At 25.7% G+C, this 14619-nt stretch carries 15 protein-coding genes and 1 tRNA gene; 11 read left to right on the top strand and 5 right to left on the bottom strand.

From position 1 onward, the window contains the following. Nucleotides 1-7: 7 nt before the first annotated feature. Nucleotides 8-910, bottom strand: a complete 903-nt coding sequence (gene rsmH, locus H0H62_RS01225; protein ID WP_185860932.1) for a 16S rRNA (cytosine(1402)-N(4))-methyltransferase RsmH — start codon at nucleotides 908-910, stop codon at nucleotides 8-10. 76 nt (nucleotides 911-986) lie between these two features. On the opposite strand from rsmH, the gene tgt reads away from it, so the two are divergent. Beyond that, a complete protein-coding gene (tgt, locus tag H0H62_RS01220) occupies nucleotides 987-2117 on the top strand; it encodes a tRNA guanosine(34) transglycosylase Tgt (protein ID WP_185860931.1) in 1131 nt (376 codons plus the stop codon). Between the two features lies 1 nt (nucleotide 2118). Beyond that, nucleotides 2119-3207, top strand: a complete 1089-nt coding sequence (locus H0H62_RS01215) for an LptF/LptG family permease (protein WP_185860930.1) — start codon at nucleotides 2119-2121, stop codon at nucleotides 3205-3207. Here the strand turns inward: H0H62_RS01215 and H0H62_RS01210 are convergent. After that, the gene (locus H0H62_RS01210) at nucleotides 3204-4709 is read right to left on the bottom strand and encodes a Do family serine endopeptidase (RefSeq protein WP_185860929.1); all 1506 of its coding nucleotides are present in this window, start codon (nucleotides 4707-4709) and stop codon (nucleotides 3204-3206) included. The two genes, H0H62_RS01215 and H0H62_RS01210, sit on opposite strands and share 4 nt — an antisense overlap. An 85-nt stretch (nucleotides 4710-4794) precedes the next feature. On the opposite strand from H0H62_RS01210, the gene dapF reads away from it, so the two are divergent. Together dapF and H0H62_RS01200 are read left to right on the top strand one after the other, a co-directional pair. Next, nucleotides 4795-5601 carry a diaminopimelate epimerase gene (dapF, locus tag H0H62_RS01205; RefSeq protein ID WP_185861000.1) on the top strand — a complete coding sequence of 269 codons (807 nt, stop codon included), beginning with the start codon at nucleotides 4795-4797 and terminating at the stop codon, nucleotides 5599-5601. Between the two features lie 43 nt (nucleotides 5602-5644). Then, nucleotides 5645-6730, top strand: a complete 1086-nt coding sequence (locus tag H0H62_RS01200; protein ID WP_185860928.1) for a zinc-binding metallopeptidase family protein — start codon at nucleotides 5645-5647, stop codon at nucleotides 6728-6730. Here H0H62_RS01200 and H0H62_RS01195 read toward each other — a convergent pair. After that, on the bottom strand, nucleotides 6724-7734 hold the full coding sequence (locus H0H62_RS01195) for a redox-regulated ATPase YchF (protein WP_185860927.1): 1011 nt from the start codon (nucleotides 7732-7734) through the stop codon (nucleotides 6724-6726). The genes H0H62_RS01200 and H0H62_RS01195 overlap by 7 nt on opposite strands. 71 nt (nucleotides 7735-7805) lie before the next feature. Here H0H62_RS01195 and tatC point away from each other — a divergent pair, with 71 nt between their 5' ends. Beyond that, complete coding sequence (tatC, locus tag H0H62_RS01190; RefSeq protein WP_185860926.1) at nucleotides 7806-8612, top strand: twin-arginine translocase subunit TatC; 807 nt, start codon at nucleotides 7806-7808, stop codon at nucleotides 8610-8612. 45 nt (nucleotides 8613-8657) lie between these two features. Here the strand turns inward: tatC and H0H62_RS01185 are convergent, their stop codons facing one another. Continuing rightward, a complete protein-coding gene (locus tag H0H62_RS01185; protein WP_185860925.1) occupies nucleotides 8658-9842 on the bottom strand; it encodes an OmpA family protein in 1185 nt (394 codons plus the stop codon). Between the two features lie 62 nt (nucleotides 9843-9904). After that, complete coding sequence (smpB, locus tag H0H62_RS01180; RefSeq protein WP_185860924.1) at nucleotides 9905-10357, bottom strand: SsrA-binding protein SmpB; 453 nt, start codon at nucleotides 10355-10357, stop codon at nucleotides 9905-9907. Nucleotides 10358-10442: 85 nt separating this feature from the next. On the opposite strand from smpB, the gene H0H62_RS01175 reads away from it, so the two are divergent. The 6 genes from H0H62_RS01175 (at nucleotide 10443) to rpsT (ending at nucleotide 14569) form a co-directional block, all read left to right on the top strand. Next, a complete protein-coding gene (locus H0H62_RS01175; RefSeq protein ID WP_185860923.1) occupies nucleotides 10443-11300 on the top strand; it encodes a transketolase in 858 nt (285 codons plus the stop codon). Between the two features lie 14 nt (nucleotides 11301-11314). Then, nucleotides 11315-12289 (top strand): transketolase family protein, encoded by a 975-nt coding sequence (locus tag H0H62_RS01170; RefSeq protein ID WP_185860922.1) that lies wholly within the window; start codon nucleotides 11315-11317, stop codon nucleotides 12287-12289. A gap of 3 nt (nucleotides 12290-12292) precedes the next feature. Beyond that, the gene (locus H0H62_RS01165) at nucleotides 12293-12622 is read left to right on the top strand and encodes a nucleotide pyrophosphohydrolase (RefSeq protein ID WP_185860921.1); all 330 of its coding nucleotides are present in this window, start codon (nucleotides 12293-12295) and stop codon (nucleotides 12620-12622) included. Nucleotides 12623-12625: 3 nt separating this feature from the next. After that, a complete protein-coding gene (locus H0H62_RS01160; RefSeq protein WP_185860920.1) occupies nucleotides 12626-13879 on the top strand; it encodes a 3-phosphoshikimate 1-carboxyvinyltransferase in 1254 nt (417 codons plus the stop codon). A 359-nt stretch (nucleotides 13880-14238) separates the two neighbouring features. Continuing rightward, nucleotides 14239-14310: transfer RNA gene (locus H0H62_RS01155), tRNA-Glu, on the top strand. Nucleotides 14311-14326: 16 nt separating this feature from the next. Further along, nucleotides 14327-14569, top strand: coding sequence for a 30S ribosomal protein S20 (gene rpsT / locus H0H62_RS01150; RefSeq protein ID WP_185860999.1), 243 nt, complete (start codon nucleotides 14327-14329; stop codon nucleotides 14567-14569). Nucleotides 14570-14619: the final 50 nt, after the last annotated feature.

Genomic DNA, 14619 nt, shown 5'->3' with positions numbered 1-14619 from the left:
ATTATTTTTAAGTCTTTTCTGCTATTCTTAATCTTGCACTTCTAGATCGTGGATTATTTACGATTTCTTGAAAACTAGGTTTAATTACCTTTTTATGTATCATTTTGAATGGGAGAGTTTTAAAATGAATTTTATTCACTATAATTCCCCTTTTAAAAAAATATTTAATGATTCTATCTTCTACAGAATGATATGAAATAACAGCTATTCTTCCTCCTGGTAAGAGAATTCTAGAAGATTCTAATAAAAAATCCTTTAAAATATTTATTTCATTATTGACTTCTATTCGTATAGACTGAAAAAGTCTAGCGAGAAATTTTTTTCTTTTTTTGAAAGATCCTTTCATAAAAAAAATATGAATTAAATCCAAAGTAGTCAAAATGTTTTTTTTAGAACGTTTTTTGAATATTTTTTCTGCAATTTTTTTTGCATTTTTAAATTCTCCATATTCATAAAATATATGAAATAACTCTTGTTTTGAACATTCATTTAGAACATTTTGCGCAGAATAAAAAGATTCCTGATTCATTCTCATATCTAAAACACAATTGAATCTATTAGAAAAGCCTCTTATAGGATTATCTATTTGCAAAGATGAAATTCCTAAATCGACTAATATTCCTGATACTTTATCAATATGACTCCGATTTAAAATATTACGTATGTGAATAAAATTATTATGAAATAGATGAAAACGTTTATCTTTAATAAAATTTTTTTTTATGGATTCCTTATCTTGATCCAATGATATCAAAATGGCTTTTTTATTTAATTTTTTTAGAATTGCATAAGAATGTCCTCCCCCACCAAATGTGACGTCTACATAAATACCGTTTTGATCTGTAATTAAATTTTCTATACTTTCTTTAACAAGAACTGGTTTATGATGGTATTGATGTTTTAAATTCATTTTTTATTTATATGAAACGAAATTATGTTTTATAACTATATGTTTTATATATCGTTTAAATTTTAAAATTTTTAAAATGAAATTTGATTTAATTAAAACGGACATCTTTTCCAAAGCGAGAATAGGAATTTTAGAAACAGACCATGGAAAAATAGAAACACCATTTTTTATGCCTGTAGCTTCAAAAGGTTATGTTAAATCTGTTCCAATACATGAACTTTATAAAATGTATTATAAAATAATTATTGGAAACACTTATCATTTACATTTTCAACCCGGGATTGAAGTATTATACAAAGCCGGAGGAATTCATTCCTTTTTAAATTGGAAGGAATCTATATTAACGGATAGTGGAGGGTTTCAAATTTTTTCTATGAAAAAATTAAATAGAATGACTGAAAATGGAGTTGTATTTAAATCTATTATAAATGGATCCTTTCATTTTTTTTATCCTGAAAAATCTATGAAAATTCAACGTTTTATAGGTAGCGACATTATTATGGCTTTTGACGATTGTCCTCCTTTTCCTTGTACTCATACAGAAGCAAATAAATCTATAAAAAAAACACATCGTTGGTTAAAAAAATGTTACGATTATTTACAAAAAAACCCAGAGATATATAATTACAAACAAAGTTTCTTTCCTATTGTACAAGGAAGCATTTATAAGGATCTAAGAAAATATTCTGCAGAAGAGATCTCCTTATTATTAAATGTGGAAGGATATGCCATAGGTGGATTAAGTTTAGGAGAAGAAAAAGAACAAACACATAGTATTACTGATTTATTAACAGACCTATTACCTAAAGAAAAACCTAGATATTTAATGGGAGTTGGGTATCCTGTAGATATTTTAGAAGGAATTTCTCTTGGAATAGACATGTTCGATTGTGTTATTCCTACAAGAAACGGACGTCATGGAATGCTATTTACATGGAAAGGAATTATGAATATAAAAAATAAGAAATGGGAAAAAGATTATTCCTGTTTAGATGAATTTGGAAATTCTTATGTAGATCAATTGTATAGTAAATCTTACGTAAGACATCTTTTTTTATCTAAAGATAATTTAGCAAAAGAAATAGCTTCTATTCATAATCTTTCTTTTTATTTTCATCTTATTAAAGAAGCAAAAATTCATATCATGCACAATGAATTTATTTCTTGGAAAAAATCGATGATTCCTTTGTTACAACAACGTTTATAATATGAAAATTATTGACCGTTATATTATTCGAAATTTCATTGTAACTTTTCTCTTTATTACTATCTCGTTACAATTCCTATCTGTGGTTATAGACATATCACAACGGATGCACCGTTTAGAAAATAATAAAGGATCAATTAAAGAGGCCTTAATTTTTTATTACCCTTTTTGGTCCATATGGTTAATTAATACTTTTTCTCCTATCTCCGTTTTTTTATCTGTTATTTTTTTCACATCTAAATTAACACATAATTCAGAAATTACAGCTATTCTATCAAGTGGAATTAGTTTTAGAAGATTGACTATCCCTTACTTATTATCAGCTATTATAATAGGAATTGTAGCTTTAATAATAAATTATTATTTTTTACCTGTGGCTAACAAAAAAAAAAATCAATTTCATTATCAATATATGTTAAGTCCAAGATATAAAAATAAATATGAAAAAAATAAAACAATAAGTGCTAAAATTTCAAAAAATGAATACATTTTTATTCGAAATTTTTCAAAAAAAGAGAATATAGGAAAAGAATGTGTTTATCAAAAATTTTATGGAAAAAAGTTAATATATATTCTAAAATCTAGAACCATTTTTTGGTCTAAAAAACATAGAATATATATTCTGTTTGATTATAAAGAAACTATAATAAAAAAAAATCATGATTTTTTTTTTATAGGAGATTATAAGATTAAAAAATTTCCTATAACTCCAGAACAACTTTTACCAGAAGAATATATAGCAGAAACTATGAATATTCATGAATTGAAAAAATTTATTGATGCAGAAGAAAATAAAAAAAATATGAATATGCATTTAAATGAATATTATCAAAGAACAAGTTCCCCATTTTCTACTTTAATATTTACCATTTTGGGATTATCCATATCAACGAAAAGAAAAAAAGGAGAAATTGCTTATAATATGATTATAGGAATGGCTTTAGCTTTTTTTTATATCTTTTTTATAGAAATTACGAAAATATATTCTAATAAAGATTATATTCCTTCTTATTTAGCTGTTTGGCTTCCTAACATTATTTATGGAATAATTACGTTATTTTTTTATTGGAATAGATGTATAAATCATTAATTTATTTCAAATCCTGCTATGTATACTTGTCCATTTTGTTTCATAGATTTAATGGTAACATCTCCTGAGTATTTTTTTAAAACTCGATCAACATCATTAGGTTTTTTCATTTTTTTACCATTAATAGATAAAATAATATCTCCTTCTTCCAATCCTATAGCGTTTAACCTCCCTGTTCTTATCTCTCTTATTCTAATACCATAATCAATTCCAAAATCTCTTTTATATTCTTGACTAAGCGGTTCAAATATTGCTCCTAATAATTCAGATGGGGGGATTTCCTCCTTAGTTCTTATTTTGGTTCTTCCTTGTAAATCTTTTAAAATAACGTTAAAAGTTTTTTTCTGTCTGTTTCGTATAATATTTACTTTTACTTTATCTCCTGGATATTTGATCCCCACAATAAATGACAAATCTGCAACATTTTGTATAGGTTTTTCATCTATGCTTTTTATGATATCCCCTTTTTTAAGTCCGGCATCTGCCGCTCCACTTTTTTCAAAAACTTCTCCTATTAAAAAACCTTGTTGTGATTTTATATTTTGATGTGTTTCTTGATTATAAGCTTTTAAATATTCTGTTTTAGAAAGATCCATTCCTTTCACTCCTAAATATGCACGTTGTACGGTCCCATATTTTTTTATATCTTGTATAACTTTTGCTACTAAGTTAGAAGGGGCGGCAAAACTATATCCTATAAAATTTCCTGAAGCTGAAGAAATGGCAGTGTTAATTCCAATTAATTCTCCATTTGTATTGATTAAAGCCCCCCCACTATTTCCAGGATTGACAGCTGCATCTGTTTGAAAAAAAGATTCAATGGCTGATTGTGTTTCTCCTCTCAATATTCCCAAACTTCTATTTTTTGCACTTATGATACCAGCTGTTACAGTAGAATTTAAATCAAAAGGGTTTCCTATCGCTAGGACCCATTCTCCTACTTGTACTTTATTAGAATCTGAAAAATAAATGAAAGGTAAATTTTTTTCATTAATTTTTAATAAAGCTATATCGGTACTAGAATCTGTTCCTATTAATTTAGCTTTAAAAGTTCTTTGATCACTCAAAGTAATTTCTATTTTTTCTGCATCTTTTATTACATGATTATTAGTTACAATATATCCATCAGGTGATATGATTACCCCAGATCCATGAAGTCCAGGAATATCATTTTTTTGAGGTTTTCTTCCTCTACTATTTCCAAAATCATCAGGAAACCCAAAAAAGAAATCAAATGGATCAAATTGATTATTATATTTTTTTGAATAATTTTTAACATTGACTACTGTATGTATCGTTTTTGATACAACTCTAGTAAAATCTGGAAATCCAGTCGTACTAACCAATGATGAAGAATTTGATGAGGGCCATTTTGTTTTTGCTAAAGATGATGTATATGGAAAAAGGAAAGACTCTTCTTTAGCGTATTGTTTATATGCAGCAATAGTTATTATTGAACTCATAATACTGCTTAATGCAATATAAAAAACTATTTTCTTCATAATTTCAAATTAGTGATTCAATACAAACAAATATATGGAAATTAATAATTTTATAGTTCAAAAAAATAATATTAACTTCGTTATTATGGAATTGAAATTTTATAAATATCAAGGTACGGGAAATGATTTTATACTTATAGATTCTAGACAACAAAATATAGAAGATCCTTTTTTATTCAATAAATTGTGTGATAGACATTTTGGGATTGGGGCGGATGGAATTGTTTTGATTCAAAATGATAATGATGATGAATATAAAAGTGATTTTTATATGAAATATTATAATTCAGATGGGAAAGAAAGTACGATGTGTGGAAATGGGGGAAGATGTGCTATTTCTTTTGCTAATCAATTAGGAATATATAAAAAAAATAAAATTCATTTTCGAGCTATAGATGGGTATCATGATGGTTTTATTATAAGGAATAATAATAAGGATTTAATTTCTATCAATTTACTTAATGTAAATAAAAACACAATAAAACTTCATTCAAAATACGTTTTTTTAAATACAGGATCTCCACATCATATTCTTTTTGTGGAAGATATAAAAGAAAAAAATGTGTATAAAGAAGGAAAGAAAATCAGATTTAAAAATCCTTATTTAGAAAAAGGAGTCAATGTTAATTTTGTTAAAATACTTGAAAATAATACGCTACAAGTACGTACTTATGAAAGAGGAGTAGAAGACGAAACTTTATCTTGTGGAACTGGAGTCGTTGCCTCTGTTATTGCTTCATGTGAAACAAATAAAATAAAAGTTGGAGAAATTTTAGTTCAAACTCTTGGAGGTAAATTATGGGTTACATTGACAAAAACAAAAAATGAATATAAAAATATTACCTTAACCGGAAATGTTAAATTTATATTTAAAGGATCCATTCTTGTTTAGAAAGTTAGAAAGATTAGTTTAATGTTTTAAATAAATAGAACAAATGAATAATTATTTATATTCAATTAATAGTGATTCTATTAAATTTCTTGAAAAATATTTAAATGAATTTTCTCCAACAGGAGATGAGAGTGAAGGACAAAAAATATGGATCAATCATATTAGTTCTTATGTAGAAAAAATTCAAACCGATTTATATGGGACAGCAGTAGGAATTATTAATCCTAATTCTCCATATAAATTAATTATTGAAGCTCATGTTGATGAAATATCATGGTGCGTTAATTATATCACAGAAGAAGGAATCATATATGTCTCTCGTAATGGAGGATCCGATCACCAAATTGCTCCATCAAAAATAGTAATTATTCATACGGAAAAAGGATTAGTTCATGGAGTATTTGGATGGCCTGCTATTCATACAAGAAAATCTTCAGAAGAAAAATCTCCAAATATAGATAATATATTTGTAGATATTGGGGTTTCCAATAAAGCGGAAGCAATGAATATGGGGGTTCATGTAGGTTGTATAATAACTTATCCTGATAAGTTTTTTATTATGAATCACAATTATTTTGTATCTAGAGCATTAGATAATAAAATAGGAGGTTTTATTATAGCAGAAGTAGCAAAAATGATAATAGAAAATGGGATTGATTTAAAATTTGGATTATATATAGTAAATTCAGTTCAAGAAGAAGTGGGATTAAAAGGAGCTAAAATGATATCTAAAACTATACAACCTAATGTAGTTATTGTAACAGATGTAACTCATGATACTTATGGTCCTATGATTGATAAAAAAATACAAGGGGATGTTAAATGCGGATTAGGTCCTGTCATTGGATATGCTCCTTCAATACATAAAAATGTTAGAGAATTAATTATTTCTACTGCCAAAAATAGAAAAATACATTTTCAACGTTTAGTATCATCTAGATATACAGGAACAGATACAGATGCTTTTGCTTATTCCAATAAGGGGGTATTATCTGGTTTAATTTCTATCCCTCTTAAATATATGCATACCACAGTAGAAATGGTTCATAAAAAAGATGTAGAACAAGCTGTATTATTAATTTTTGAAACTTTACAAACAATTAATAATAATAAATCAATTTTTCATTGATTTAACCGAAAGTCAACAATATCTCCATCTTTAATAAAATAATTTTTTCCTGCTAATAATACTTTTCCTGCTTTTTTTACATTTTCTTCAGATTCATATTTTATAAAATCATCATAATGAATAACTTTTGCTTTAATAAATTTTTTTTTAAAATCTGTATGAATAACTGAAGATGCTTCATAAGCAGTGCATGGGTTTGGAATTGACCAAGATCGAATTTCTTGTTTTCCTACCGTAAAAAAACTTTGTAAGTTTAATAATTTATAAGTGTTTTTAAGTACTTGATCTATTCCTAGATTATTTTTTTTCAATGATAAAGTTATTAAAGTAGAATTTTCTGTTTCTACTATTTTTTTCATTTTTTCTATATATAAATTAGTTTTAGGATTCAACTTATCATCTATGTTACAGACATAAATAACAGGTTTAATAGTTAGTAACTGTAAATCTTTTATATGTTCTTTTTCATCATATTTAAATGGATACATTCTAATATTTTTCCCTTTTCTTAAAAAAGAAAAAATTTTTTTCAGTATATCTGTATATTTATTGGTTTTATTTTTTTTAGTTACTTTTTCTAATCTTTTTTCTATCGTTTCTAAATCTTTTAATTGTAATTCCGTATCAATAATTTCTTTATCTCTAATAGGATTTATACTTCCTTCTACATGAATAATATTTATCTCATGAAAGAAACGTATCATGTGTATAATTACATTGATTTCACGAATATGAGATAAAAATTTATTTCCTAAACCTTCTCCTCTATGGGATCCTTTAATTAATCCAGCTATATCTACTATTTTTATTTCAGATGGAATTATTTTCATCGGATTAATGATTGTTTTTAGTTTATACAGTCTCTCATCTGGAACTTTTGTAATTCCATAATTAGGTTCTATAGTACAAAAAGGAAAATTTTTTGATAAAGCTTTAGAATTAGAAATTAGATTAAAAAATGTTGATTTTCCTGTATTTGGGAGACCTATAATTCCACATTTCATTTATATGAAATTTAACACACAAATTACAATTTATCTTGTAAAGAAGTATTATTTTATAAAATATAATTTTTATGAAGGAAAATAAAATGCCGTTTTGGAAACATATTGAGGAATTAAGAAAACATATAATTCATTGTTTTTGCGCAATAATCATTGCAATGATTGTTTTAATGAATAATAAAAATATAATATTTGATCGTATTATTTTTGGCCCAGCAAAAACAGATTTCATTACTTACCGTATATTTTATAAATTAGCTAATTCCTTTTTAGGGGAACATTTTAAATCCGTTTCTTTTTTATCTAAAAATTTAGAGATACAGAATAGACAAATATTTGGACAATTTAATATTTATGTATGGACTTGCTTCATAGGAGGAGTTATCTTATCTTTTCCTTATCTTTTTTATGAATTTTGGAAATTTATAAAACCAGCTCTTTCGGAGAAAGAAAAAAAAAATACTCTATGTATACTGATTATGGTTACTTTTTTATTTTTATCAGGAATTTTTTTCGGTTATTTTATATTATGTCCATTTTTGATTCATTTTGGACATTCTTTTATAATAAGTAATGTACCAAAAAACATATTTGATTTATCAGATTATATTTATTTAATTGTACATTCAGTGTTTTCTATGGGTCTTATTTTTTTATTTCCATTTTTTATATTTTTTCTTACTAAAATGGGATTAATATCTTATATTTTTTTAAAAAAATACAGAAAACATGCTTTTTTGATTATGTTAGTTATAGCTTCTGCTATAACACCTGGAGATATTTTAAGTACAATTATAGTATTGATTCCTATTTTCATACTTTATCAAGTAAGTATATATATTTCTTTTCATACACATAACAATCCAACCAAAAAATAAAAAAGCCTCTTAAATAAAATAAGAGGCTTTTTTATTTTTTGGTTGTTATGACTTTCGTATTATGATTTCAACACGTCGTCCTTTTTTCTTTTCTATTCCTAATCCTCTCACTTCTATCCTAGAAGGATCAACACCTCTAGAAACTAAAGCTTCAAATACGGAATTTGCTCTTTTTATAGATAAAATTTTATTAAAATGGGATTTTCCATGAGAATCTGTGTATCCATTTATATAAAATTTATAATCCGGAAGACTATTTATCATGATTTCAGCAATTTCATTAATAATCCTTAAATAATGAGGAGATAATGAATATTTACTCAAATAAAATAAAATTGGACTAAAAACTACATCAGGACATCCTTTATTTTCTTTTTTTCCAAATTTATTAGGACATTTATCTTCATAATCTGGAATATTATCTAAATCTGTATCAGGACACCCCTTAAATTTCCTAAATCCAAATTGATTTGGGCATAAATCTTCCTTATCTAAAATTCCATCATCATCTGAGTCTTCTTTACAACAAATTTTATTTTTTTTTTCTTCTTCTTTTTCAACAGGAACAAAAGAATTATCTTGATCTGTTTCTGCTACAATTTTGGTATGATCATGATTGATTTTTAAATTTCCAAAACGAAATATTAATCCTACATTATGTTTCCAAAAATTTAAAAAATCATTGGATTGTTTAGCAAACACATGATTATAAGTGCTTTGTAAATTAATTCCAAAATTAGAAACCAACCATAAATTTAAACCTAAACCTCCATCTAATAGAAAAAAGTTCTTTTTATTCGTTTTAAAATATTGGGTCTCTGAAATTCTCAACTCTTTGTTAAGATAATTATTATACTTATGATAACCACCTCCTAATCTTAAATAAGGATCAAACTTGTAATGAGGTAAAATATATAAATGAACCCCATGACTAAATTTCATAAAAAAACTATTTCCCACTTTCCATCTTGGATTATCTACCATTCCTAATGAAGCATCTAAATACAACCCTATATGTTTTTTTATATTATGTTCTAGTTCTATACTAGAAATAACGGGATTAAAATTATTATTTTTTTTCATAAAAAAATCTTTAAAAGGCGACCTTATAGGATAATAATTAATATCATGTGCTCCTATCCGAATAAACCATTTTTCTTTCGAATCTTGGGAAAAGACAGACGAAAAGAAAGCAAATAAAGCAACAATAAAAAAATTGACGTTTTTCATAAAACTATAATTTCTTTAAATCTAAACAAATATATAAATATTTGATTTCAAAAATAAATAAATTAAACACGATTTTTAAATTTGAAAGATTGTTTGATTTCTCTAAAAAAATCTTTTTTGCGCAAAGCTTCACGTTTATCATATATTTTTTTCCCTTTAGCCAAAACTATTCTCATTTTTATGTATCCTTTATCATTAAAAAATAATTCTATGGGAATTAAAGTTAAACCAGAATTTTTTAATTTTTTATATAATTTTATTAATTCTTGTTTTTTCAATAACAATTTTCTTTCTCTTCTACTTGAATGATTCCAAGTAGTTCCAAATTTATATTCAGCCACATACATATTGATAGAATATAATTCTCCATTTTTTATTTGACAAAAACTATCCATGATATTGGCCTTATTTTCTCTTATTGATTTAACTTCTGTTCCAAACAATTGTATACCAGCGATATAATATTCTAAAAAATGATATTTAAATCTTGCTTTTCTATTTATTAGAATGCTCATAATTATATAATATTACATAATTAATTATTACTTTTGTAAAAAAAATTGAAAAATATAAAAAATATACAAACAAAAATTGAAAAAAATGAATGTACGTTATTTAAACGATTTGTGTATTCAAGTAAGAAGAGATATTTTACGGATGGTAAATGACGCTAAATCTGGACATCCTGGTGGATCTTTGGGATGTACAGAATATTTTGTTGCTTTATATCAAAAAATCATGCATTATAATTCTAAAAAATTTTATATGAATGGGAAAGGGGAAGATCTTTTTTTCTTATCTAATGGACATATATCTCCTGTTTATTATAGTATATTAGCTCGTTCTGGCTTTTTTTCAATTAAAGAATTATCTACTTTTAGGAAGTTACATTCTCGTTTACAAGGACATCCAACTGCACATGAAGGACTCCCAGGAATACGAATTTCTTCTGGCTCTTTAGGACAAGGTATGTCAGTATCCATTGGTGCGGCTTTATCAAAAAAACTTAGTAAAGAATATAGTAGTATTATTTACAGTTTACATGGAGATGGAGAATTAAATGAAGGACAAATTTGGGAAGCAGTTTTATATGCAGGTTCTAGAAAAATTGATAATTATATAGCTACTATAGATTATAATGGACAACAAATAGATGGAACTACAGATGAAGTATTACCTCTAGGAAATTTAAAAAAAAAATTTGAGTCATTCGATTGGAAAGTTATAGAAGAATTAGAAGGAAATAATATTGAAAAAGTAATTCATATTTTAAAAAAAGCCAAGAATGAAACTAGAAAAGGAAAACCTGTTTTAATCATATTATATACAAAAATGGGGTACGGTGTAGATTTTATGGTTGGAAATAATGCATGGCATGGAAAGGCCCCTAATGAAGATGAATTAAAAAAAGCTTTAGAGCAACTTCCTGAAACTCCTTTAGGAGACTATCCAATATAATATATATTTTTTTTATGAAACAATATGAAAATAAAGGGCTAAAAGAAACTAGAGCAGGCTTTGGGGAAGCTTTAACTTTTTTGGGGAGTACAAATCATAAAGTGGTAGCATTATGTGCCGATCTTACAACATCTTTATTTATGGATAAGTTTTCTAAAGAATTTCCTGAAAGATTTTTCCAAATAGGAATAGCAGAAGCTAATATGATAGGTATAGCAGCTGGATTGAGCATTGGAGAATACATTCCATTTGCTGGAACATTTGCTAATTTTGCGACATCTCGTGTTTACGATCAAATACGTCAATCTATTGCATATTCTTACAAAAATGTTAAAATATGTGCTTCTCATTCTGGATTAACTCTAGGAGAAGATGGAGCAACACATCAAAGTTTGGAAGATATAGGAATGATGAAAATGTTACCCGGAATGACCGTGATTAATACTTGTGATTATAATCAGACTTATGCAGCTACTTTAGCTATATCGAATTACTTAGGGCCAGTATATTTACGTTTTGGTCGTCCTGCTGTAGCTAATTTTACAGATAAAAATAAGACATTTGAAATAGGAAAAGCATTAGTATTAACGGAGGGGAAAGATGTTACTATTATTAGTACAGGCCATTTGGTATGGGAATCTTTAGAAGCCTCTAGAATTTTATACGAAAAAAAAGGTATAGAATGTGAAGTCATTAATATTCACACAATTAAGCCATTAGATAACAATACTATTTTAAAGTCTATTAATAAAACAAAATGTATTGTTACTGCAGAAGAACACAATTATTGGGGTGGGTTAGGAGAAAGTATTGCTAGAGTATTGACTACTCATAATAAACAACAGTCTGTTATTCAAAGTTTAGTAGCTGTTAACGATACTTTTGGAGAAAGTGGAAAACCTATGGAACTTTTAAAAAAATATAATATTAATCGTGATTCTATTATAAATCATGTACAATTTGTTTTGAATAATAAAAATAAACGATAAATTTTGAAAATAAAAAGTTTACAAAACTTAGTTCATAATTGGATAGTCAATCATGGAATTCGTTATTTTGATGTGTTAACTAACACAATTCTTTTATCTGAAGAAGTAGGTGAAGTTTCTAGGATTATTGCTAGAAATTATGGAGAACAATCGAAAAAAAAAAATTGTAAAAAAGATGAAGATCTTGGAGAAGAATTATCAGATGTATTATTTATTATAGTTTGTCTAGCAAATCAGACTGGAATTGATTTGGAAAAATCCTTTTATAGAAAATTAAAAAAAAAGGAAATTAGAGATCATGATAGACATCATCAAAATAAAAAATTAAAATAAAATATGTCTTCTTACATTAAGATTTATAAAAATAGGAGTTCCTTATATGGGACTGTATCTATAACGGGATCTAAAAGTATATCTAACCGTCTTTTAATTTTAAAAGCTCTTTATAAAGATGATATTCATATTGAAAATCTTTCTAATTGTGAAGATACAGAAGTATTAAAAAACAGTTTACTAAGTACTTCTAATATGTTAGATATTCATCATGCTGGAACAGCTATGCGTTTTTTAATTTCTTATTTTTCTATACAAGAAGGAAAAAAAGTAATATTAACAGGATCAGATAGAATGAAAGAAAGACCTATTTCTATACTTGTAGAAGCTCTAAGAGGGCTAGGGTCTAAAATTGATTATTTAGAAAAAGAAGGATTTCCTCCAATACAAATTTTTGGTAAAAAAATATTAGGAGGAGAAATAAATATGAATGCAAAAATTAGTAGTCAGTATATAAGTTCTCTTATGTTAATAGCTAGTCAATTGAAAATGGGTTTAAAAATTTTTCTAAAAGGAAACATTACATCTCTTCCCTATATAAAAATGACTTTTGATTTACTGACTCTAGCTGGAATCAAAGCTGATTGGAAAAAAAGAAATATCCATATTTATCCAGTTAAGAATAAGGGGAAAAAATGTTTTTATGTTGAATCAGATTGGAGCTCTGCTTCTTACTATTATTCTATGGCTACTATTGCAAATAAAAGTCATATTATTTTACGTTCATATAGCAATGATAGTTTACAAGGTGATAAAAAAATTTCTTATATATATGATAAATATTTTGGAATCTCTACCATTTTTGATAAAAATATCATAATATTAAAGAAAAAATTGAATTTTTTATACCCAAAATTTATTGAATTAGATTTAAATAAAACACCAGATCTTGCTCAAACTATAGTTATTACTTGTGCGGCTATTGGCATAAAATGTAGTTTTAAAGGATTAGAAACATTGAAAATTAAAGAAACAGATAGATTGAAAGCATTAAAAGAAGAGCTTTTAAAATTTGGAGTGATCACAAAAATTACGGATTCTTGTTTAGAAATAACAGATTTTTATAAAAAAAAAATTGATTCTTTTATTAGAATTAAAACTTATCAAGATCATAGAATGGCAATGTCTTTTACTCCATTTGGATTATGTTCAGATTTTATTCAAATAGAAAATCCAAACGTAGTAGAAAAATCATATCCTAATTTTTGGAAGGACTTAGAGTCTTTAGGTTTTTTAATGAATTATTATGAAAAATAAAGAATTATTCTTACTATCATAAATCTATGATTCCAGTATTGTTTGATATAATTACTCCATTATATGTAGATGCGTGAATAAAAAATATGTTATTATTTATTGGTAATATGTATTACCATTCCTACATGATTTATTTTTTATATGTTCTTGTGTAAAAAAATCCTTTTTAATAAAAAAAGTTATTCCATATTTAGTATTTCCTCCATATTTATAATAAAATAGAAATAAAATAATTTTATAATTTATAATAAACTTTTTTTATTAAAAATAAATACAAAAAAGAGATTATCAAATATAAATAAAATACTTGTATTAAATATAAAAAAAATTTAATTTGTGTTTTTAATTTTTTGATTAAAGGCCCATTCGTCTATTGGTTAGGACGTCAGGTTTTCATCCTGGAAAGAGGGGTTCGATTCCCCTATGGGCTATAATTATTCTTTATGTATGGCAAATCATTTATCTTCTTTAAAAAAAATAAGACAAAATCATATTAAACGTTTACGTAACAAATACGTATATAAAAGTACTAAGACAGCTATAAAAAAATTATTAACAGATAAAAATAAAAAACAATATTCTATTGTTATTTCTATGATAGATAAGTTAGCAAAAAAAAATATTATACATGTTAATAAAGCTGCTAGATTAAAGAAAAAATTGAGTCAAAAATTATCTCTCATCTCTTAATGAAATTAATGATTTATGAAGTTTTTACTAAAATTTCATTATTTTATTGC

Source organism: Blattabacterium cuenoti (assembly GCF_014251695.1).
GTDB classification, from domain to species: domain Bacteria; phylum Bacteroidota; class Bacteroidia; order Flavobacteriales; family Blattabacteriaceae; genus Blattabacterium; species Blattabacterium cuenoti_T.
Note: the sequence above shows the minus strand (reverse complement) of the source record. Positions and strands in the feature narration are given on the sequence as shown.